Origin of the sequence: Kribbella kalugense, from assembly GCF_004365875.1 — a bacterium.
In the GTDB taxonomy this organism is placed as follows: Bacteria; Actinomycetota; Actinomycetes; order Propionibacteriales; family Kribbellaceae; genus Kribbella; species Kribbella kalugense.
Genome location: NZ_SODF01000003.1, coordinates 557,538 through 579,227 on the forward strand (window position 1 = coordinate 557,538; position 21,690 = coordinate 579,227).

General features: G+C 67.8%; 21 protein-coding genes. 9 read left to right on the forward strand and 12 right to left on the reverse strand.

The window, feature by feature from the left end:
* Positions 1 to 3 precede the first annotated feature (3 nt).
* A complete protein-coding gene (locus EV650_RS33965) occupies positions 4 to 636 on the reverse strand; it encodes a TetR/AcrR family transcriptional regulator (RefSeq protein ID WP_166678374.1) in 633 nt (210 codons plus the stop codon).
* Between the two features lie 68 nt (positions 637 to 704).
* Between EV650_RS33965 and EV650_RS33970 the strand changes: the two genes are divergently transcribed.
* From EV650_RS33970 to EV650_RS33980, 3 genes are all read left to right on the forward strand, one after another.
* Entirely contained in the window at positions 705 to 1,352 is a 648-nt protein-coding gene (locus EV650_RS33970; protein WP_166678375.1) for a hypothetical protein, read from the forward strand.
* 147 nt (positions 1,353 to 1,499) lie between these two features.
* Positions 1,500 to 1,817 carry a helix-turn-helix domain-containing protein gene (locus EV650_RS33975; RefSeq protein WP_238174656.1) on the forward strand — a complete coding sequence of 106 codons (318 nt, stop codon included), beginning with the start codon at positions 1,500 to 1,502 and terminating at the stop codon, positions 1,815 to 1,817.
* A 26-nt stretch (positions 1,818 to 1,843) separates the two neighbouring features.
* Positions 1,844 to 2,308, forward strand: a complete 465-nt coding sequence (locus EV650_RS33980; RefSeq protein ID WP_134123252.1) for a GNAT family N-acetyltransferase — start codon at positions 1,844 to 1,846, stop codon at positions 2,306 to 2,308.
* Here the strand turns inward: EV650_RS33980 and fes are convergent.
* The 4 genes from fes to EV650_RS34000 are packed head-to-tail and all read right to left on the reverse strand — an operon-like array spanning position 2,305 to position 7,000.
* On the reverse strand, positions 2,305 to 3,537 hold the full coding sequence (gene fes, locus EV650_RS33985; RefSeq protein ID WP_134123253.1) for an enterochelin esterase: 1,233 nt from the start codon (positions 3,535 to 3,537) through the stop codon (positions 2,305 to 2,307). The genes EV650_RS33980 and fes overlap by 4 nt on opposite strands.
* A gap of 4 nt (positions 3,538 to 3,541) precedes the next feature.
* Entirely contained in the window at positions 3,542 to 5,101 is a 1,560-nt protein-coding gene (gene purH / locus EV650_RS33990) for a bifunctional phosphoribosylaminoimidazolecarboxamide formyltransferase/IMP cyclohydrolase (RefSeq protein ID WP_134123254.1), read from the reverse strand.
* On the reverse strand, positions 5,098 to 5,724 hold the full coding sequence (purN, locus tag EV650_RS33995) for a phosphoribosylglycinamide formyltransferase (protein ID WP_134123255.1): 627 nt from the start codon (positions 5,722 to 5,724) through the stop codon (positions 5,098 to 5,100). Before purN ends, purH begins: the two co-directional genes overlap by 4 nt.
* Before the next feature lie 16 nt (positions 5,725 to 5,740).
* A complete protein-coding gene (locus tag EV650_RS34000; protein ID WP_134123256.1) occupies positions 5,741 to 7,000 on the reverse strand; it encodes a cell division protein PerM in 1,260 nt (419 codons plus the stop codon).
* 176 nt (positions 7,001 to 7,176) lie between these two features.
* On the opposite strand from EV650_RS34000, the gene EV650_RS34005 reads away from it, so the two are divergent.
* Complete coding sequence (locus tag EV650_RS34005; RefSeq protein ID WP_134123257.1) at positions 7,177 to 8,517, forward strand: hypothetical protein; 1,341 nt, start codon at positions 7,177 to 7,179, stop codon at positions 8,515 to 8,517.
* A 46-nt stretch (positions 8,518 to 8,563) separates the two neighbouring features.
* Here the strand turns inward: EV650_RS34005 and sucD are convergent, their stop codons facing one another.
* Positions 8,564 to 9,454, reverse strand: coding sequence for a succinate--CoA ligase subunit alpha (sucD, locus tag EV650_RS34010; RefSeq protein WP_134123258.1), 891 nt, complete (start codon positions 9,452 to 9,454; stop codon positions 8,564 to 8,566).
* Positions 9,455 to 9,468: 14 nt separating this feature from the next.
* On the reverse strand, positions 9,469 to 10,641 hold the full coding sequence (gene sucC, locus EV650_RS34015; RefSeq protein WP_134123259.1) for an ADP-forming succinate--CoA ligase subunit beta: 1,173 nt from the start codon (positions 10,639 to 10,641) through the stop codon (positions 9,469 to 9,471).
* 128 nt (positions 10,642 to 10,769) lie between these two features.
* On the opposite strand from sucC, the gene EV650_RS34020 reads away from it, so the two are divergent.
* The gene (locus EV650_RS34020; protein WP_134123260.1) at positions 10,770 to 12,407 is read left to right on the forward strand and encodes a glycoside hydrolase family 13 protein; all 1,638 of its coding nucleotides are present in this window, start codon (positions 10,770 to 10,772) and stop codon (positions 12,405 to 12,407) included.
* Between the two features lie 173 nt (positions 12,408 to 12,580).
* Here the strand turns inward: EV650_RS34020 and EV650_RS34030 are convergent, their stop codons facing one another.
* The 4 genes from EV650_RS34030 to icmB form a co-directional block, all read right to left on the reverse strand.
* Positions 12,581 to 13,435 (reverse strand): carbohydrate ABC transporter permease, encoded by an 855-nt coding sequence (locus EV650_RS34030; protein WP_134123261.1) that lies wholly within the window; start codon positions 13,433 to 13,435, stop codon positions 12,581 to 12,583.
* Positions 13,435 to 14,502, reverse strand: coding sequence for a carbohydrate ABC transporter permease (locus tag EV650_RS34035; protein ID WP_134123262.1), 1,068 nt, complete (start codon positions 14,500 to 14,502; stop codon positions 13,435 to 13,437). The genes EV650_RS34030 and EV650_RS34035 overlap by 1 nt, the downstream gene beginning before the upstream one ends.
* Before the next feature lie 94 nt (positions 14,503 to 14,596).
* Complete coding sequence (locus tag EV650_RS34040; RefSeq protein WP_238174657.1) at positions 14,597 to 15,877, reverse strand: ABC transporter substrate-binding protein; 1,281 nt, start codon at positions 15,875 to 15,877, stop codon at positions 14,597 to 14,599.
* Between the two features lie 380 nt (positions 15,878 to 16,257).
* Positions 16,258 to 16,668: a coenzyme B12-dependent isobutyryl CoA mutase small subunit gene (icmB, locus tag EV650_RS34045; RefSeq protein ID WP_134123264.1), complete on the reverse strand. Its 411-nt coding sequence runs from the start codon at positions 16,666 to 16,668 to the stop codon at positions 16,258 to 16,260.
* A gap of 147 nt (positions 16,669 to 16,815) precedes the next feature.
* Here icmB and EV650_RS34050 point away from each other — a divergent pair, with 147 nt between their 5' ends.
* The 4 genes from EV650_RS34050 to EV650_RS34065 all read left to right on the forward strand — a co-directional run bounded on the left by EV650_RS34050 (position 16,816) and on the right by EV650_RS34065 (position 20,652).
* Entirely contained in the window at positions 16,816 to 17,682 is an 867-nt protein-coding gene (locus EV650_RS34050) for an alpha/beta hydrolase (protein WP_134123265.1), read from the forward strand.
* A gap of 217 nt (positions 17,683 to 17,899) precedes the next feature.
* The gene (locus tag EV650_RS34055; protein WP_238174658.1) at positions 17,900 to 18,799 is read left to right on the forward strand and encodes a M23 family metallopeptidase; all 900 of its coding nucleotides are present in this window, start codon (positions 17,900 to 17,902) and stop codon (positions 18,797 to 18,799) included.
* 45 nt (positions 18,800 to 18,844) lie between these two features.
* Positions 18,845 to 19,357 (forward strand): DUF6886 family protein, encoded by a 513-nt coding sequence (locus tag EV650_RS34060; RefSeq protein ID WP_134123266.1) that lies wholly within the window; start codon positions 18,845 to 18,847, stop codon positions 19,355 to 19,357.
* Positions 19,354 to 20,652: a lanthionine synthetase LanC family protein gene (locus EV650_RS34065; RefSeq protein ID WP_134123267.1), complete on the forward strand. Its 1,299-nt coding sequence runs from the start codon at positions 19,354 to 19,356 to the stop codon at positions 20,650 to 20,652. The genes EV650_RS34060 and EV650_RS34065 overlap by 4 nt, the downstream gene beginning before the upstream one ends.
* Here EV650_RS34065 and EV650_RS34070 read toward each other — a convergent pair.
* Positions 20,642 to 21,622 (reverse strand): NAD(P)-dependent alcohol dehydrogenase, encoded by a 981-nt coding sequence (locus tag EV650_RS34070; protein ID WP_134123268.1) that lies wholly within the window; start codon positions 21,620 to 21,622, stop codon positions 20,642 to 20,644. The two genes, EV650_RS34065 and EV650_RS34070, sit on opposite strands and share 11 nt — an antisense overlap.
* Positions 21,623 to 21,690 lie beyond the last annotated feature (68 nt).

A 21,690-nucleotide genomic window follows, 5' to 3' on the forward strand; every position in this document is an offset into this window, starting at 1 on the left:
AGCTCAGGCGTCGATGCCGAACAGCTGTTCCAGCAGGACGTCCGCGGCCCAGTCGGCGACCTCCTGGTTGGTCCAGCCGAGGTCGCGGGTGAACTGGCTGAAGATCTGCGGCCCTAGTACGACGAGCAGGATGTCGCGGGCGCGAAGACTGGTCAGCCCGGGCCGGAGGTCGTGCTTGCGGGCGAGGAAGGCGATCGCGCGCTCGTAGCCGGCACGGCGCAGCCCGTCGTTGTACTCGTAGCCAGGCCGGGCATTCTCGTCACCGAGCACGGCCCAGACCAGTGGTGCGGCGCGCTCGAAGACCGACATGGTGCCGTCGACGAACAGTCGTACCGCCGTCGAGACCTCCGGCGCAGCCTCAGCGGCCTGCCACCACGACGACAGATGCGGCGGTACGCCGTCCGGTCCGTCGACCGCGTGCTCGTACGCCGCCTGTAGCAACTCGCCCTTGGTCCGGAACGTGAAGTACACCGTCTGCACGGCGACCCCCGCGTCACCGGCGACGGAGTCCATCGTCGTCGCCGCATATCCCTGCTCGGTGAATCTCTGGTACGCCGCCTCGACGATGCGCCGGCGGGTCGATTGCGCCCGCTCGCGGCGCGACTGCCGTGCCGGCGTGCCCTTGACATCTGCCACGGCGAACAATCTACTAGAGATCTCACTAGTGGCATCACTAGTGAATGCATCAGTAACGGAGCGCGGCCATGACCATCGAGACGAACACGGAACCGCTCGGAGCAACCAAGCCGACGTACGGCGGCATCGCGGCCATCCTCGGCGCCGCTCTGGCGATCGTGGGCAACGCGCTGATCGTCCTCGCCGCACCAGCCGCCGCACCGGACACCGTCAGCTACCCGCTCTCGGTGACCCAGTTCCGGTGGGCGCAGCTCTTCTTCGCCGCGACCCAAGCCCTGATGGCCTACGGCATCCTCGAGCTGGTCCGCTCAGGCGCCGTACGACGAAGGCGGTCGACCGTCACGTTTTCCTTCCTCGCCGTCATCGGGTTCGCATTGACGGTCCCCGGCGAGCTGGTCCTGATCCCGGTCGCCTCATCCGCGAGCGACTCGACCGCCGCCGCGGCAGCAAGCACCGTCTTCGGCGTCGGCCTCCTCATCGCCGACCTCGGCCTGATCGGCTACGGCCTCACGGCACTCCGAGACCACCACTGGCCCCGCCCCTGGGCCGCCCTACCTGCAACCCTCGGAGCCTTCCAGCTCCTGGTGGTAACCCCAGTAGCCCTCTCCACAGGCTTCGCCAGCACCCCAACCTTCGCCACCATCACCCTCGCCAACCTCCTGATCGCCGCCCTCGGCGTACGTCTGGTGAGAACGTCGCAACTGATCGGCCAATAGTACTTTTGGGTTCTAGAACCTAGAGGAACTATTGTGCGCGGGTGGCCGTGTCACCAGAACATGAAGGAGCTCCGGAGCGGCCATCCGGGTGCTGTTTGCGTTCGATCCGGTCCGGGGATTCCTGACTCGGACGAGGAGGAGGTAGTGGTGAAGTACAGAACGCATAACGAGGTGCGGGGCGAGTTCGTCAAGACGCAGCAGGACGAGACTGAGGTTGCGGCCTTCAAGGAGGCGGCGTTGGCCGAGGTACGTGCGCACCGGCTTGCCGACGTACGTCAGGAGCACGGACTCACCCAGACCGACCTTGCCGACAGGCTGCACATCACGCAGACCGCGGTCTCCAAGATCGAACGCGGCGAGCTGGCCCGATCCGAGCTGAGCACGATCCGGCGGTACGTCGAAGCACTCGGTGGCAAGCTCGAAATCATCGCCGACTTCGGCGACGAACGTCTCGTCCTCGGCTGAGCTGACCGCAGGTAGGTGATAGCCGGATGGTGACTATTCGTGCCGCTGTTGTTGGGGATGGGGCGGAGGTTGCGCGGGTCTATGTCGCGTCGTCGAATGACGGGTTTGGGGAGCTGATGCCGGTCATGGTGCTGGACGGCGGGCGGGTTGCGCGGTGGTCGAAGACTGTTGCTGATGGCAACTGGTGGGTTGCCGAGATCGACAACACCATCGCCGGATTCGTTGGCATCGGGCCGAGTCGCGATCCGGTTGACCCGGAGCTTGGCGAGCTCGACACGATCGCCGTCGACTCGCCGTACTGGCGCCGAGGTGTCGGCACCGCGCTCATGGAGAAGGCACTCGAGCAGCTCGCCGCGCAGTACGACGAAGCAATCGTCTGGACCCTCGCCAACTACCCCCAGGCCCAAACCTTCTACACCAAAACCGGCTGGACGCTAACCACCCAGACCCGCAACGACGGGCATCAGGTGTCGTACCGTCGTACGTTCTAGTGGTCGTGGGTGGAGAGGGCGATCAGTGCGTTGGCGAGGGTGCCTCGCCAGCAGATGTAGTCGTGGGCGCCGTTGAATTCGGTGTAGGTGACGTCGTAGCCCTTGGTTTGCAGGATGGTTCGTAGGTGACGGTTCGCGACCAGGAGGGACGGGCCGTCGTCGGGCGCCGGACCGCGCTCCAACACGCCGACGTCCAGGTAGATCCGCACCGGCCGGCGCTCGGATGCGGCGTACTGGCGGGTCAGCCACTCGTGCTCGTGGTCGTCGTCAGGGCTCCACCAGAACGAGCCCGACTGCGAGATCACGTTGCCGAAGACATCTGGTCGCCGGAACCCCGCGAAGGCCGCGGCCTGACCGCCGTGGCTCTGGCCGGCCACGATCGTCCGTGCGGGATCGGTCGTGATCCGGTACTGCGCGCGGGCCCACGGAAGCAGTTCGTCGGTGAGGTACTCCAGGAACGGCGCACCACAAGGGAGTTCGCGGTTGCGGACCTCCTGGGTCAGGCTGTCGACGAGGACGGCCACCACCGGCGGGATGCGGCCGTCGTCGATCAGGTTGTCCAGGATCGTCGGGAATGGGATCGGGCCGCGTACGACGTCGCCGTCGAACAGCACGAGCAGCGGATACGGCTCGTCGTCCGGTTGATAGCCGGGCGGGGTGTAGACCCAGATGCGGCGTTCGTTGTCGAGGATCTCACTACGGTGCAGCTGCTGGACGACCTCGCCATGGTTCGCGTCGGCACGCGGGGCCTGCCACGGCTGCGCAGGCGCGGCCGGCAGCTCGATCAAGGACACCACGATCTCGTCAGAGCCTAGGAACTCGTCAGCGGGATAGACGAAGGTTGCCGGGTTGAGTGGATCGGCGAACCAGCTCGCGATGTGTGCTTCCCAATCCTCCGCCGTGAGCGCCGAGCCGTCCGCGCCGTCGACTGCCAGCCGGTAGGTACTGCGTAGATCGCTGCCGATCCGGTAGGTGAGGTACCAGATGTCGGTGCCGTCCAAATGGCGCATGAGATTGGCCGGCGGGTCCCACCCCGCAGGTCCACCGAACACCGCGACCTTGCCGACCGGCTCGGTCTCCCGGTAGAGGAATGTCAGCCAGACGTGCTGGTCGTCGTCCGGCACCGGCTCGACCAACGGCGTGCCTTGTACGGCGATGTCGGCCCAGAACTCCTCGGTCCGATCCGGATCGAGGGTCTGCAAACGCGGGCTATCGATCTGGTTGGACAAGGGCTTAGTGGAAGAAGTGGCGGGTGTTGGTGAAGTACATGGTGATGCCGGCTTTGGTGGCGGCTTCGATGGCGGCTTCGTCTCGGATGGAGCCGCCGGGCTGGACTACTGCTTTGACGCCGCCTTCGATCAGGACCTCGAGGCCGTCGGGGAAGGGGAAGAAGGCGTCGGAGGCGGCGACCGATCCGGTGGCGCGGTCGCCGGCTCGGGAGACCGCGAGACGGCAGGAGTCGACTCGGTTGACCTGGCCCATGCCGACGCCGACCGACGCGCCGTCGGAGGCCAGCAGGATCGCGTTGGACTTGACCGCGCGGCACGCCTTCCAAGCGAACGCGAGGTCAGCCAGCACCTCGGGCGAAGCGGCGTCACCGGCGGCGAGGGTCCACGCGGCCGGGTCGTCGCCTGGGGCCTGGAAGCGGTCGCGGTGCTGGAGCAGGAGGCCGCCGCTGATCGCGCGCATCTCGACGACCTCGCTCGGGTCGACGGCCGGCGCGACCAGGAGGCGGATGTTCTTCTTGCCCTGCAGGATCTCGACCGCACCGTTTTCAAAGGCAGGTGCGACCAGCACCTCGGTGAAGATCTCCGCGACCTGCTTGGCCATCTCGACCGAGACGGGTGCGTTCGTCGCGATCACACCGCCGTACGCCGACACCGGGTCGCACTCGTGCGCCCGTCGGTGTGCCTCGGCGATGTCCTTGCCGACGGCAATCCCGCACGGGTTGGCGTGCTTGATGATCGCGACTGCGGGCTCGCTGAAGTCATACGCGGTACGGCGGGCTGCGTCGGCGTCGACGTAGTTGTTGTACGACATCTCCTTGCCGTGCAGCTGCTCAGCGGCAGCCAATCCACCGCGGCCGTTCAGGTACAGGGCGGCCGGCTGGTGCGGGTTCTCGCCATAACGCAGTACGGCGGACTTGTCCCAGGCCGAACCGACCCACGCCGGGAAGCCGGACCCCTCGGATGTGTCCGTCAGGTTGGACCCCATCCAGGACGCAACAGCGACGTCGTACTCCGCGGTGTGCACAAAGGCGTCGACGGCCAGCTGCCGCCGCTGCTCCAGCGAGAAACCACCCTCGTCCAGCGCGGCGACGATCTCCGGATAGCGCGACGGCGAGACGACGACAGCCACGTTCGCGTGGTTCTTCGCCGCACCGCGGACCATCGACGGTCCGCCGATGTCGATCTGCTCGATGCACTCGTCCACCGACGCGCCGGACGCGACGGTCTCGGTGAACGGGTACAGGTTGCTGATCAGCAGGTCGAACGGCTCGACCCGCATCTCGGCCAGCTGCTCGACATGCTCCGGCTTGCGTACGTCGGCGAGCAGACCGGCGTGCACCCGCGGGTGCAGCGTCTTCACCCGCCCGTCCAGGCACTCGGGGAACCCGGTGAGCTCCTCGACCTTCATCACCGGTACGCCGGCCGCCGCGATCCGGGCCGCGGTGGAACCGGTCGAGACGATCTGGACGCCGGCCTTCGACAGTGCGGACGCGAGCTCCTCCAGACCGGTCTTGTCGTAGACGCTGATCAGCGCGCGGCGGATCGGCCTGCGGTCGGTGCTCACTTCAGTCGAACCTTTCGTCCGGTGATGGTCCAGCCCTCCCGGACCAGGCGGCCGACCCACTCCACCAGCTGGCGGCGTTCGACCTCCTTGATCCGTTCGGTCAGGGTGTCTTCGGTGTCGTCGTCCTCGACGGGTACGACGACCTGCGCGATGATCGGCCCGGTGTCGACGCCGCCGTCCACGAAGAACAGCGTCGCCCCGGCGACCTTCACGCCGTACTCCAGCGCGTCCCGCGGACCGTGGATCCCGGGGAAGGCCGGCAGCAGCGCGTTGTGAGTGTTGATGTACCGGTCGCCGAACGCCCCGAGGAAGTCGTCGCCGACCAGCTTCAGGAAGCCGGCCGACACGACCAGGTCCGGCTTGTGCTCCGCGACCGACGCGGTCAGCGCCCGGTCCCAGTCCGCTCGCTCCGGGTAGGCCTTCACCTTGTGCACGAACGTCGGTACGCCGGCAGCCTCGGCCCGGTCCAGCCCGACGATGCCGTCCCGGTCAGCGCCGACGGCGACAACCTGAGCGCCGTACGCCGGGTCGGCACAGGCGTCGAGCAGTGCCTGCAGGTTCGATCCCGATCCGGACACGAGCACGACCAGGCGTGCAGACCCGGAATCAGAAGCAGAAGTCACGGCGGGAAGCCTATCGTCAGGCGTCGACCTGATCCTCAGCCGGTCGGCGCGAGGCGGCCACAGCGGCCGTCACCGCGGCCCCGATCGCCATCCCAGCGGCCAGTACGCCGGCCGCCGGCAGCGCGCCCGGAACGCCGACCACCGACATCCGCCCAGGCCCGGCAGACCCACCCGACATCGCCAACAGCACGAAAACAACGATCCCCGCGAGCAGCGCCGCCATCGCACCCCGCAGCGCGAACGCGTCCCACCCCAGCGCAAACGCATCCCGCTCCGCGAGCCCTCGCCGTACGACGACCAGCCCGGCGACCGCGCCCGCCAGCAGCGGCACCACTGCCGTCAGCACCAGCAGGTACGACGGAGTCGCGCCGTCGGCAGGTACGGCAGCCAGTAGCGGAAAAGCCGGCAGGTTCCCAACATCCACCCCGGTCGGCGCGATCGTGGTCCCGGTCCCGAGCTGGAATCCAGGTCCGGCCAGGAACGCGACGACGTACAGCACCATGTTCGGCACCAGCATCAGGCAGATCGCGAACAGCACGACCGACCCGATCACGCCGGCGTCCAGGAGCTCGAGCATCCCGGTGATCCGGGAGAAGTGGATCGCGAGCAGTACGCCGTACATCACTGACGCCAGCGCGATCACGGTCAGTACGGCGGCCATCGCGGCCGGGAACACGTGCCGCAGACCGGGCGGAGTCGCGTCCGCGAGGTCCGCCGCGGCACCAGACTCGACCAGAATCCCCGCCGTACCGGCCACCAACGCCAGCGAGAAGGCGCCGAGGAACGCGGACAACGGCGACGCCTTGAGCGCGCCGTCCGCAGTGAGCAACGCCACGACGAGCCCGCCGAGGCCGTAGATGAGCGCGAACATTCCGGCCAGCGAGAACAGGTCCCGGCTGCGATCGGCCGCGCTGGACCGGGCCGCTGACTTGCCGCCGCGGTACAGGCACCAGGCGAAGAACAGGGTCAGACCGAGCGGCGCGACGCTGAGCCGGCCGGTGCCGAGCGTGCTGCTGCCAATTGTGACGGCGGACTTGTGCGCGACCAGCCAGACCGCCGCACCGGCCCGTACGGCGCCTGACGCCCCGCCGAACGTCGCTCCGAGCCAGCCGATCACCGCGACCGCGGCGCAGGTGAGCAGACCGGTCAGCAGGCAGGCTCCCGCCGAGATCACGGCCGAAACGATCAACGGCTTGGTCTGGGCGGCGATCTCCGACGTGGGCGTTGCGCTCGATTCACCGTCCCGGGCGCCCGGGCGGCTCAGCATGTCGGTCATCTGACTCCCATCGTCTCCCCGCGCACGGACGCCACTCGAACTGACACGCCGGATGTGGAAGACTTCGGCGCGCCTACTCACGCTCTGTTTCCGGGGTTTTACGTCCTGGTAGTTGAGTTGGGAGTGGCGTGGGTCCACCGGGTACTGTCAGGTGGAATCAGTCAGGAGGACGAGCTTTGGCGGGTTCCCACCGTGCATCACGCGCGGGCGGTCGCGCCGCTGCCCGGGAAGCGCGCCGCCAGCAGGCGCGCAAGCGGAACCAGACGATCGCCGCCGGTGTCGCGGTCGTGGTGCTGGTCGGCGGCGGCGGTGTCGCTGCCCTGAACGCGTTCGGCGGCGACAAGAAGGCCGACGCGAAGATCGGCAACGGTCCCTCGGACGACAAGCCGAACGACTCGAACGTGCTGGCCGACGACAAGGCGCTGCTCGACGCCGTGGGCGCGAAGTCGCTCGGCGCGACCGGCACCTGGGCGGTGACCAACACCGCGGACGGCGACGCCGCGCCGGACACCGCGTTCGTCTGCCAGGCGCAGCGGTTCGCCGACCCGTCCGGCCTGCGCACCTGGGTCCGCAACTTCACCAACGCGACCACCAAGGACACCGCCGTGCAGTACGTCGAGGTGTCGAGCGACAAGACCACCGCGGCGAAGACCTACACCTCGGTCGTCCACTGGCTGAGCCAATGCACGGCCGCCCAGACCCGGCTGTCCTCCGGTTACGTGACGACGGGCGTCGGCGAGCGCGGCGTGATCGCGGTGTTCGGGATGGTCCCCGGCTCCAAGACGAAGTACAAGACCGTCGCGGTCACGCTGGCCGGCCAGGCCACGGTGGTTGTCGAGCACGACACCCTGTCGGCCACGCCACCGAAGCCGGACGCCGTCCTGGCCACGGCGAACGTCGCGGCGAAGAAGATCTGCGCCCAGTCCGGCGGCTGCGGCACCGGCGCTGCGGTCGCGAAGCCGGCACTGCTGCCGAACGTCGATGCCCCCGGGTTCATGGCCTCGGTCGACCTGCCGCTGCTGGACGAGATCAACAAGCCGTGGGTGAGCGCGCCGGCGGCGAAGGGCAACAGCAACGGCAGCGGCGGTTGCGAGAAGATCGACCTCAAGAAGGCCAAAGCGACCAAGTTCGGCACCGTCACGTACGTGACGCCGGAGGCGAAGGTGCCGACCGAGTTCGGCCTCGACGACACGGTCGCCAAGTTCGCGACGCCGACCGCGGCGGCGAACTTCGTCAGCCAGATCCGCAAGAACGTCGACGCGTGCGAGAAGAACGTCTCGAACGCCAGCGTCCAGTCGACCGGCACCATCCAGACCAGCACGATCAAGGGCAAGAGCTGGAAGGCGACGTACGACAGCGGTGACGGGAAGAAGTTCGCCTACCGGATCGGTATCGCCGGGTCCGGGGACCGGGCGGTCTACGTGCTGTTCCCGGTGCTGAAGGGCCTGGACATCTCCGACACGTCGTTCAACGAGACGGTCGCCCGCGCTGTCGACCGATCGGCCGCTTACAAATAGAAACGGGACCTGCCCCGTTAAGGACAGGTCCCGTCTCGACGTGAAGCTACTTGCTGAGCCCCTGCATGATCTCGCGCATCAGGTTGGCGGTCTCGCTCGGCGTCTTGCCGACCTTCACACCGACGGCCTCGAGGGCCTCCTGCTTCGCGGCCGCGGTACCGGATGAGCCGGAGACGATCGCGCCGGCGTGGCCCATCGTCTTGCCCTCCGGCGCGGTGAAGCCGGCGACGTACCCGACGACCGGCTTGGTCACGTTCTCCTTGATGAACGCGGCCGCCCGCTCCTCGGCGTCACCACCGATCTCACCGATCATCACGATCGCGTCGGTGTCCGGGTCGTCCTGGAACGCCTGCAACGCATCGATGTGCGTCGTCCCAATGATCGGGTCGCCGCCGATCCCGATCGCGCTGGAGAACCCGAAGTCCTGCAGCTCGTACATCATCTGGTAGGTCAGCGTGCCCGACTTCGACACCAGGCCGATCCGGCCCTGGCCGGCGATGCTGGCCGGGATGATGCCGGCGTTCGACTCGCCCGGGGTGATGATGCCCGGGCAGTTCGGGCCGATGATCCGGGTCTTGCCGGACGCCTGCGCGGCGGCGAAGAACGCGGCGGTGTCGTGCACCGGCACGCCCTCGGTGATCACCACGACCAGCGGCACCTCGGCCTCGACGGCCTCCAGTACGGCGTCCTTGGTGAACTTCGGCGGCACGAAGATGACCGACACGTTCGCGCCGGTCTCCTTGACGGCGTCCGCGACGGTGCCGAACACCGCGACCGACTTGCCGTCGAAGTCCTGGCTCTGACCCGCCTTACGGGGGTTCACGCCGCCGACGATGTTGGTGCCCGAGGCAAGCATCCGGGTGGTGTGCTTGGTGCCCTCGGAGCCGGTCATGCCCTGGACGATGACCTTGCTGTCCTTGGTCAGGAAGATAGACATTGTTCGGCGATCCCTTACTTCGCAGCCAGCTCGGCGGCGCGCTTGGCGGCGCCGTCCATCGTGTCGACCCGCTCCAGACCGGCCAGCCCGGCCTCGTCGAGGATGCGGCGGCCCTCCTCGGCGTTGTTGCCGTCCAGCCGGACGACCAGCGGCTTGGAGACGGCCTCGCCCCGGCTCGCCAGCAGCTCGAACGCCTGGACGATGCCGTTCGCGACCGCGTCGCAGGCGGTGATGCCGCCGAAGACGTTCACGAACACGCTCTGCACCTGCGGGTCGGAGATGATGATCTCCAGACCGTTCGCCATCACCTCGGCGCTCGCGCCGCCGCCGATGTCGAGGAAGTTGGCCGGCTTGACGCCGCCGAACTCCTCACCGGCGTACGCCACGACGTCGAGGGTGGACATGACCAGGCCGGCGCCGTTGCCGATGATGCCGACCGAGCCGTCCAGCTTCACGTAGTTCAGGCCCTTGGCCTTGGCCGCGGCCTCCAGCGGGTCGGCCGCCGAGACGTCCTCGAACTCGGCGTGGTCCGGGTGCCGGAAGTCCGCGTTCTCGTCCAGGGTGACCTTGCCGTCGAGCGCCTCGACGTTGCCGTCCTCGAGCTTGACCAGCGGGTTCACCTCGACCAGCGAGGCGTCCTCGGCGATGAAGACGTCGTACAGCTTGACGATCTCCGGTACGACGGCGTCGATCACGTCGGCCGGGTACTTCGCGGCCACCGCGATCTCGCGCGCCTTCGCCTCGTCCACACCCTTGGCCGGGTCGATCGAGATCTGCGCGATCGCGGTCGGGTCGGTGTGGGCGATCTCCTCGATCTCCATACCGCCGGCGGCGGAGGCGATGCAGAGGTAGTTGCGGTTGGCCCGGTCGACCAGGAAGGAGAAGTAGTACTCCTCCGCGATCGCCGCGGCCGGGACGATGTTCAGGATCTTGACGACGTGACCCTTGATGTCCAGCCCGAGGATCTCGCGGGCCTTCTCCTCGGCCTCGTCCGGGCTGCTCGCCAGCTTGACACCGCCGGCCTTGCCGCGGCCACCGGTCTTCACCTGGGCCTTCACCACTACCCGGCCGCCGATCTTCTCGGCCGCCGCGCGCGCCTCTTCCGGGCTGGTGACGACCGCACCGACGGTCGTCCGCACGCCGTGCTTGGCGAAGACCGTCTTCGCCTGGAATTCCATCAGATCCACGAGTGTGGTCCCTCTCTCGCCTGTACGGGCTTCTGACACTAGCCACCCTGGTGATCAGGACAACAGCCGGGGTCTGTGCTGAGACGACCGTCACAGCCTCCCCCGGGCGCCATGTCAGGCTAGATCACATGACCGATCCTGAGATCAGACCAGCTGACGACTGGTGGCGTAGCGCCGTCGTCTACCAGGTGTACCCGCGCTCGTTCGCCGACGCCACCGGTGACGGCACCGGCGACGTGAACGGGATCCGCGCCCGGCTGCCGTACCTCGCCGAGCTCGGCGTCGACGCGATCTGGATCAGCCCCTGGTACCCGTCCCCGCTGCTCGACGGCGGGTACGACGTCGCCGACTACCGCGACATCAACCCGGAGTTCGGCACCCTCGCGGACGCCGACGCGCTGATCGCCGAGGCGCACGCGCTGGGCCTGCGGATCCTGATCGACCTGGTCCCGAACCACTGCTCCTGGGAGCACCCGTGGTTCAAGGCGGCGCTGGCGGCGGGCAAGGGTTCTGACGAGCGGGACCTGTTCTGGTTCCGCGACTCCAAGGACGGCGGGCCGCCGACCAACTGGCCGGCCGCGTTCGGCGGGGGCGCGTGGCAGCAGATCGAGGACGGGCAGTGGTACCTGCACCTGTTCGACATCTCCCAGCCGGACTGGAACTGGGACAACCCGAAGGTGATCGAGGAGTTCGACGCGATCCTGCGGTTCTGGTTCGACCGCGGCGTGGACGGGTTCCGGATCGACGTGGCCGACTCGATGGCCAAGGATCCGGCGCTGCCCGACGTACCGCTACACAACGGGGAGCCGACCCGGGAGAAGTACGTCGGGAACCCGTTCTACGACCAGCCCGGGGTGCACACCATCCACCAGCGCTGGCGGTCGATCGCGGACGAGTACGCCGATACACCGCAGGGACCGCGGGTGTTCGTGGCGGAGGCGTGGCTGTCGCCGGCCGAGCGACTCGCGCAGTACGTGCGGCCGAACGAACTGCACTCGGCCTTCAACTTCGACGCCCTGCGTGCGGCGTGGGACGCGAAGGAACTGCGTGAGGTGATCGACCACACCACCGACAACCTGTGGGCGGTCGGGGCGCCGGCGACCTGGGTGCTGAGCAACCACGACACGATCCGGCACCGCACCCGGTTCGGCCGCGACAAGCGGGACGCGCTCGAGGGCGCGGGCGTCGTACCGACCGATCTGGCGCTCGGTCTGCGGCGAGCCCGAGCCGCTGCGCTACTGGAGCTGTCGCTGCCTGGTGGCGCGTACATCTACCAGGGCGACGAGCTCGGACTGCCCGAGGTCGAGGACCTGCCGGAGGACGTGCTCGACGACCCGACCTGGGAACGCTCCGGCCACACCGTCCGCGGCCGCGACGGCTGCCGGGTCCCGATCCCCTGGTCCGGATCAGAACCGCCGTACGGCTTCGGCCCTGGCACCGGCCAGCCCTGGCTCCCCCAGCCCGCCGACTGGTCCGGCCTGACCGCCGAGGCGGAGGCTGGGGACCCGGACAGCCACCTGAGCCTCTACAAGGCCGCGCTCCGGATCCGCCGCGACCACCCGGCGCTCGGCGAAGGCCGCCTGGTCTGGGACGCCGACACCCCGGACGGAATCCTCTCCTTCACCCGCGAGCCAGGCTTCCGCTGCGTGGTCAACATCAGCGACACCCCGGTCACGCTGCCACCCCACCAGCGGGTGCTCCTCGCCAGCGAGCCGCTGGCAGACGGCGTACTCCCGGTGGACACCACTGTGTGGCTCGAGGTCTGATCCAACAAGAAACGGCCGGAGCTCAGGCTCCGGCCGTTTCTTTGTTCGGTGCTACCGCCGACGATCCCGGTCGTCCCGGTCCCGCCGGTCACGGTCCTCGCGGTCGCGACGGTCCCGTTCCTCGCGGTCCCGCCGGTCACGATCCTCGCGATCGCGGCGGTCCCGGTCGGCGCTCACTTCACGCCGCCTGCCGTCAGCCCGGCGACAATGCGTCGCTGGAACAGCAGTACGGCGATCACCAACGGGATCGTGACCACCACACCGGCGGCCATCTGGCTGCCGAACGGTTGGTCGCGGCCCGTCGTACCGGTGAACTGCGAGATGATCACGTTCGCCGTCTGGATCGACTTCTTGTTGGTCATGCTCAGCGCGATCAGGAACTCGTTCCAGGCCGCGATGAAGGTGATGATCGCGGTCGTGAACACGCCAGGCGCGGCCAACGGGATGATGACCTTGCGGAACGCCTGGGCCGGAGTACACCCGTCCACCATGGCCGCCTGCTCGAGCTCCTGAGGCATCTGCCGGAAGAACGAGGTCAGGTTCCACACCGCCAGCGGCAGTGCGAACGACAGGCTGGGCACGATCATCGCCTGGTAGGTGTTGATCCACTTGATGTCGATGAACAGCTTCAGCAGCGGAATCACCAGCGAGATGCCCGGGAACATCGACGTGGTGATGATGATGGCCAGCACGACGTTCTTGAACTTGAAGTCGAGCCGGGCCAGCGTGTACGCGGCGACCATGCCGATGATCAGCGTCAGGATCGTCACGGTGCCGGCCACGATCAGGCTGTTCAGCAGGCCCCGGCCGAAACCGTTCGAGCCGGCGAAGACATCCTTGAAGTTCTGGATCGAGAACGGCGCCGGGATGATCTTGTTGGAGAACTGGTCGGACGGCCGGCGCAGCGCCGACACCACCATCCAGTAGAACGGCGCGAGGCAGTAGATCACGATCACCGCGACGCCGGCCAGCGGCGCCCAGCGACGGATCGGACCGGCCTCGGCCGGCTGGGGAGCTACGGCAGCCATTACGCTCCACCTCCCATGGCAACGGCGCCGACCGACGTGTCGGCCGAGCCCTTGACCGCGTTCTTCTTCTTCCAGCGCTTGCCGCCGCCGCCACCGCCACCGGGCTTCTTGGCCCGGGCTTCACCGATCACGTCAGCTCCGAGAATCCTCACGAAGGCATAGGCGACCACGGCGACGTAGATGAACAGCACCGTCGCATAAGCGGCCGCCGGCCCGTATCTGGTGTTGAACGCCTGGTCGTACGCGAGCATCGACAAGGTCTCGACCGAGTCCTTGTGCGGGCCGACCAGCACGAACGGCAGGTCGAAGATCCGCAGCGTGTCGAGGATCCGGAACAGCACTGCCACCAGCAGTGCCGGCTTCACCAGTGGCAGCGTGATCCGGGTGAAGGTCTTCCAGACGCTCGCGCCGTCGACCTTCGCCGCCTCGTAGACCTCGGCCGGGATGGTCTGTAGTCCTGCGAGGACCAGCAGGCCGATGAACGGTGCGGTCTTCCAGGTGTCGGCGATGATCACCGACAGCTTGGACTGCCAGCCCTCGGTGGACCACAGCACCTGCGCGCCGATGAGTTGGTTGGCGACGCCGTCGGCCTGGAAGATCCACTTCCACAGCAGCGCCGAGACGACGGTCGGGATCGCCCACGGGACCAGGATGCTGGCCCGGACGATACCGCGGCCCTTGAAGGCCTTGTGCATGATCAGCGCCATCGCGACGCCGAGCACGGTCTCCAGTACGACGCAGACCACGGTGAAGAACGTCGTGTTGTAGAACGCGTTCCAGAACCGGTGGCCGGTGTCGCCCTTGAAGATGTCCAGATAGTTGTCCAGCCCGACGAACGTCGAGCCCTTCACGATGAAGCCGTTCGCGTCGAGCTTGGTGCCACTCGTGAACAGCGACTCACGCAACGCCGAGATGATCGGGAACAGTACGACGAGCCCGAGCACCAGCAGCGTGGGAGAGAGCAGCAGCGCGGCCAGCCGGCCGGTGCCCTCGTTGAACCGTTGCGGTCGCTTCGATTGCTTCGGTTCCTTGGCCGGCCGTTCTGCGACCGGCGCGGTTACAGTCACCTGCGCCTCCTTAGTGCTTCCCGGGCGAACCCGGGCAGGGACTGGCCGGGGCCGGCACGCGGTCACTCACCGCGCACCGGCCCAGGCGCATCGGTCAGGGCGTGATGAGCGATTGCAGCTTGGTCTGCAGCGCCGTGAGCGTCGCCTTGGGGTCGGACCCCTTACTGAGGGCGTCGTACGCCGCCTGCTGGATCGCTGCCGTCACGTCGCCGTACTTGACCACTCGCGGCCGCGGCTGGGCGGTCGCGATGGAGGCCTTCAGCTGGGGCAGGTACGGGAACTGCTTGATCAGCGTCGGGTCGTCGTACAGCGAGGCCCAGGTCGGCGCCAGCGACGTCTTGGACAGGTTGTCCTTCTGCTGGGCTTCGCTGGCCATGAAGTTGATGAAGTCCAGTGCGGTCGCCTTGTTCTTGGCGAACGAGCTGATCGTGTAGTCGTGACCACCCAGCGACGAGACGCCCGGGCCGTCCTTGCCCGGCAGCGGCGCGACCGCGAACTTGCCGGCGATCTTCGACGAACCGTCGGTCTTGTTCGCCAGCGAGTAGACGTAGGGCCAGTTGCGCAGGAACAGCAGCTTGCCGTCCTGGAAAGCGCGCCGGCTCTCCTCTTCCTTGTAGGTGATCGCGGCCTTCGGGATCGCACCGGTCTTGAAGCCGTTCTGCAGCTCCTGCAGACCCGCCAGCGCCTGCGGGGTGTCGACGTCCGGCTTGCCGTCCTTGTCGACGATCGAGCCGCCCGCGGAGTTGACCGCCTCGGAGAAGTTGACCGTCAGGCCCTCGTACTTCTCGAACTGACCCGCGTAGCAGTTCATGCCCTTGCCGCCCGGGGTTGCGGCGACCTTCTGGCAGTCGGCCAGCAGCTCGTCCCAGGTCTTCGGCGCGTCGGTGATGCCGGCCGCCGTCAGCAGGTCCTTGCGGTAGTAGAGCAGACCACCGTCGGAGGTGATCGGCACGCCGTACAGCTTGTCGCGGTACTTGGCGGTCTCCACCGTCGCCGGGACCAGCTTGCCCAGGTCGGGCACCTTGTCCTCGGGGATCGGGGTGATCCACTGGTTCGCCGCGAACTCCGACGTCCAGACGACGTCCGTCACCAGCACGCTGTACGCGTCGGACTGGTTCTGCGCGTTCTGCACCATCTGCTGCCGCTGCGCATCCGCGTCGTCGGGGAGCTCCTTCAGCTCCACCTTCTCGTTCGGGTGCTTGGCGTTCCAGGCGTTGAGCTGGTTCTGAAGGTTTCCGGACGTGTCCTTGCCACTGGCAAGTGTGATCGGCCCCCGACCCTCGAGCGCGCCGGCCGTGCTGCCGCCGCTGCTGCTTCCGTCATCGCCACTACCACACGCGGTGGCCAGCAGCGCGAGGCTGCCTGCCACGGCCACAAAGGCCGTCCTGCGTGCGTGTGATCGTTCAAACCTCATCGTTTACCTGCCCTCTCCCGATGGGACGTCGCTTGGTCCGGCATCGGCCGATCGCAGACCCCCACCAGACCGCGATCCGCCATGTCCGGACAGTAACCGAGAACAGGGCCGATGTGTTCTGAGCCACACACAGTCCCACTCGACGGTCTCTGAAACGGACAGCCGCATGGCTGTATGCGACCGCGTTTGGGAAGCCCGCACAACCAGGCATTTCCTAACGATTCGGTATTACCGATTAGTAACCTGGCTGAACGGGGCAGGAGTGTTCAGAACGACTCCGGGCAGTCGTCATTACGCTCCGGAGCGGATCCGGGACTCCGGAAGTTCTCGGCTCGAGTGGTCTAGGCCGACGCGTCGCCGACGTTGGCGCGGACCCACTCGACGATCTCGGTGGTGGTCGCGCCGGGGGTGAAGATCTTGTGTACGCCGAGCTCGGCCAGCGGCTTCAGGTCCGCGTCCGGGATGATCCCGCCGCCGAACACCACGATGTCCTCGGCGTCCCGCTCGGCAAGCAGCTCACGGACGCGCTTGAACAGCGTCATGTGCGCGCCGGACAGCACCGACAGGCCGACCGCGTCCGCGTCCTCCGCGATCGCCGTCTCGACGATCTGCTCCGGGGTCTGGTGCAGTCCGGTGTAGATGACCTCCATGCCGGCGTCCCGCAGTGCACGGGCGACGACCTTGGCGCCGCGGTCGTGACCGTCCAGACCGGGCTTGGCGACGACGACGCGCAACGGACTCGAAGCAGGCATGTGGGCAGGCTAACCGGTACGAACCTCACGGATAAGACACGGCGCAGTGTGTTCCCCCACACGCGGAGCGGGAACCGGTTACCTTTGCTGGATTTATAGTGGAGGGGATCGGACCAATCGGGGGGTCTGGTTTCGTAGGAGGCGCCCATGGGTTCCTGGCAGGACGACCTCCGCGGCGCGCTGGACGGACTCGCGTACGGCGCCCGCTCTGCTTTGTCGCCCAGCGTGCTCCACGGCGCGGCTGTCGAGCTCGGCTGGCTGACCACCCACCTGGCCATGTACCCACTCGGTCTGGTCGGTGGATCCAGCTCCCGCGCACTCCCGTCCCGGCTGAGCCTGGCCGGCCTCAGCCCGGCGCAGCGCGGTCTGCTGGTCAACGACGTCCGCGCCGCCGGTACGCCGATCCTGCTGGCCCACGGGATCATCGACAACCACACCGTCTTCACGCTGATGCGTCGGCACCTGGTCCGACGGGGGTTCAGCAGCATCCACACGTTCTCGTACTCGCCACTGACGCTGGATGTCCGCAGTACTGCGGAACGGATGGGCCGGGAGATCGAGGCGATCTGCGAGGCGTCCGGGTCGGACCAGATCCATGTGATCGGGCACAGCCTGGGCGGATTGATTGCGCGGTACTACGTCCAGCGGCTCGGAGGCGACCAGCGGGTCCACACCTGCGTCACGCTCGGGACGCCGCACCAGGGCACGGTCGCGGCCAAGCTGCTGCCGTGGCCGCTGGTGAAGCAGGTCCGGCCGGAGAGCGACCTGATGGCGGAGCTCGCCGAACCCGCTCCGGATTGCAAGACCAGGTTCGTCGCGTTCTACAGCGACGTCGACCAGCTGATCGTGCCGCAGCGGCGCGCCCGGATCCGGCACCCCGATCTGCTGGCGAGCAACGTCCGCGTGCACGGGGTCGGCCATCTGTCACTGCCGTTCCACGGCGAGGTCGTCCACCGGATCACCGGGATGCTGGCGCATTTGGACGAGGCCGACACGCCCGGACAAACTGCCTGACCGCGCAGCCTTTCGCGCGCTCACGGCCGATGCACGTGCAGCCGCTCATGCAAAGGTTTCGTGAAGGAGACCCGGAAAACACCGGGACAGGGTTTGTAGCCTCGTGACTGATCCGTTATCGTGCGTCAGGTCCCCAGCGGGAATAAACCCCCGCCGAGGACGGACAGTGCTTCAGGCCCCACCCCTAGCCCCTCCCCTGTGACCGAAAGGCCACGTTGTGTCCCAGCACCGTGCCGCGGGAGACCGCGTCACGCCCGGCAACGCTGCGCGCAAATCCGGCGCAGGACGTCACAGTGCCAAGCATCGCGTCGCCAGGCGTAACACCCCCAGCAGTAGCCAGATCGTCGGACTGACCGCCGCGCTCGCCGCGGCCGCCGGAGCTGTCGGCTTCAGCCACAGCTCACTGGCGTCACCGACCCAGGCCAACTCCGCGGTGAACCTTGCCGCGCTGAGCCTGGACAGCGGTCAGCAGCTGTCCGGCATCACCACGGCACGCATCCAGGCGCGTCAGCTCGCCACCCGTGACTCCTCCCGGGTCCAGCTGGCCGACACCACCAAGAAGCAGTCCGCCGCCGCCCAGCTGGCCAAGGCCCGGGCCGCGAAGCTCACCGCCTCGCAGGCACTCACCACCAAGCGCGCGAACGCGCTGGCGGCCGCGAAGGCCAAGGTCGCCGCGGCCGAGAAGGCGGCCCGCGAGTCGGCCTCCCGCTGCCAGATCATGGTCACCGGCTACCACATCACCGCGACCTTCGGTCAGGGCGGCAGCCGCTGGGCCCACAACCACACCGGCCTCGACTTCGCCGCCCCGATCGGCACCCGGATCGGCGCCGTGATGAAGGGCGTGGTGATCTTCGCCGACTGGGCCGGCCCGTACGGCCGTCAGGTCCAGGTCCGGCACGAGGACGGCACCGTCACCTGGTACAACCACATGTCGAAGTTCAGCGTGTCGGTCGGCGAGACCGTGTACGCCGGTGACCAGGTCGGCGCGGTCGGGATGACCGGCAACACCACCGGCCCGCACCTGCACTTCGAGGTCCACCCGGACGGCGGCGAAGCGGTCGACCCGGACCCGTGGCTGCGCAACCATTGCGGTCTGAACCCGTACACCGCCGGCTGATAATCCCCGGGCACCAGCCCCTGCTTCGCCGATAGGCTGCCGCGCATGCGTCCGGCAGCTGGTGAGGTCCTGCATTTCTCCGAAGATCCGACGATCACGACATTCCGGCCACAGGTCGCGAAGCCGGGCGATGAGCCGTACGTGTGGGCGGTCGGCTACGACCGCGCACCCGACTACTGGTTCCCGAGGCAGTGCCCCCGCGCGATGGCGTGGGTGGGCCACTCGACCACTCCCGAGGACCGCGACCGGATCATCGGCGCCGGCTCCGGCGCCCGCGTGCACGCCGTCGAGTACGGCTGGCTGGACGCGATCCGCTCGGTCGAGCTGTACGCCTACCGCCTCCCGGCCGACGACTTCGTCGTACTCGACGCTGCGTTCGTCGCCACCACCGAAGTGCAGCCGCTCGGCCCGCCGGAACGCGTCGGCGACCTGTTCGCGCTGCACGACGAGGCCGGCATCCAGCTCCGCGTCCTGAACCGGCTGCACGACTTCTGGGCCGCGGCCGTCGCGTCCACCCTCGAGTGGAGCGGTATCAGGCTCCGCAACGCCAAATCATGAGGTACGCCGAGGTTGCCGAAGCAGCCTGGTCCTGGGCGCTCGACCAGGTCCGCTGGGACGACGACGGCCCGTGGATCCCCGAGTTCGTTGGCGAAACCGAACCGAACGACTACCGCGACAGCATGCACAACGGCATCGGCGGACTCGCACACTTCCTCGCTGAGCTGCGCCTGACCCGCCCGTGGACTGCTGCCGAACACTCCCTCGCCACGGCGATCGCCGATCGGATGCGCGCCACGATCCCGACGACCACGACAACCACCTTCTTCAACGGACTGACGAGCTCGCTCGGAGTCCTCACTGCGCTCGACGAGAAGGGCACGAGCTCGGTGCTCGACCGGCTGCGGGAGCTGGAGACCGCGGACGGCTGGCCGGAGACCTTCCTCGACACGCCGTCGTACACGGACAGGGCGGTTGCGCACGGCAACGACGTCACTCTCGGGACCGGGGCGATCCTGCTCGCCGCCCTGTGGGCGATCCGTCATGGTGAGGATGCGTCGACGCTGGCCAACCACGCTGTGGACCTCCTGCTCAGTGAGCAGGAGGAGCTGCCGACCGGGGTGAACTGGGACTTCGTGCCCCGCCGGTTCTGCATCGGCGAGCCGGCCGAGATGCCGAACTTCTCCCACGGACTGGCCGGGATCGCGGCGGTACTGGCGCTGGCCGGCGTCGAGTTGGGGCGACCCGAGCTCGTGGACGTCGCGCGGCGTGGGGCCGAGCATCTGGTCACGCTCGGGATCACCGACGACAAGGGCTTCCGGGTGCCGCGGATCATTCCGTGGGCCGAGCGGCACGGCGACGAATTCACCTTCAACTGGTGCCACGGCGGTGCCGGTACGGCGCTGGTCTTCAGTGCGCTCGAGTACGCCGACGTACAACAGGTGGCGGGTGAATCGCCGGAGACTTGGCGTCGGCGTTGTCTCGACAGCGTCCGGTACTCCGGCATCCCTGAACGGCTCCACCCCGGCTTCTGGGACAACGACGGCCGCTGCTGCGGTACGGCCGGTGTCGGCGACGCGTTCCTCGACGCTTGGCAGCGTGACGGCGAGAAGCAGGACCTGGAGTTCGCTGTACGGATGGGCGACTCGCTGCTCGAACACGCTTACCACGAAGGCGATCACGCGTTCTGGCGGTTCATCGAGCACCGCAACGAGGACCCGCTCCTGCCGCCCGGCGTCGGCTGGATGCAGGGCGCCGCCGGAATCGCGGCGTACCTGCTCCGACTCCAGCGGGCCGTCGACGGCGATCAGCGCGTTGTGGAGCGGATGGAGAACTGGTGGGCGGTCAGACGGTGATGACTACCTTGGCCCGGGCGTGCCCGGATTCGAGGTGCCTGATGGCATCGGCCGTGGCTGCCAGCGGATAGGTCCGATCGACCACCGGGTCGAGCTTGCCGCTCTCAGCGAGGTCGCGCAGCGTCGCCAGGCTGTCCTTGCTGATCACCGCGGTGAGCAGCTTGAGCTGCTGCGAGACGAAGGGAGCCGACAGCTTCGCCCTGACGATCAGACCGACCGGACCGAAGAAGCTGCCACCACTGAACAGTCCGCCACCGGACAGGACGAGGGTGCCACGGCGGACCAGCGGTCGCCGGAGGGCAGTCAATGACCGATTGCCGACGAGATCGAGCAGTACGTCGTACTTGCGGTCGGAGCGGCTGAAGTCGGACTTGGTGTAGTCGATGACCTCGTCGGCACCGAGAGATCGGACGAACTCGACGTTGCGGGTGCTGCACACACCGGTCACCTCGGCGCCCATCGCCTTGGCGATCTGGACGGTGAAGCTGCCGACTCCGCCCGAGGCTCCGTTGATCAGGATCCGCTGCCCTGGTTGGACGTTCGCGACATCGCGCAGGCCGATCAGGGCGGTGTTGGCGGCCAGCGGGATTGCGGCTGCCTGCTCGTAGGTCAGGTTGGCCGGCTTCACCGCGACCCGGTTCATTGGGACGACCAAGTATTCGGCGAAGGCTCGGGGCGCTTCGCCGTACACGTCGTCGCCGACCTTTAGCTCGGTCACCGACGATCCGACGGCTTCCACTCGGCCGGCGAAGTCGGTGCCGGCAGTGGTGACGTTGGGGCGGCGCAGGCCGAGGTCGGCCGATGGGCGGGCGATGTAGGGGTCGCCTCGCAGGACGTGCCAGTCGCGGGCGTTGACGGAGGCGGCGTACACGCGCACGAGCACCTCACCGTCCCCCGGCGTCGGCTGGTCGATGTCGGTGAACTCCAGGACGTCGGGTGATCCGTACCGACGCTGAACGATGGCCTTCATGCCGCCCCCTCTTACGTTGTGAGTCTTACGCCGTAAGGCTGACTTACGGCGTAAGAAACGTCAAGGGC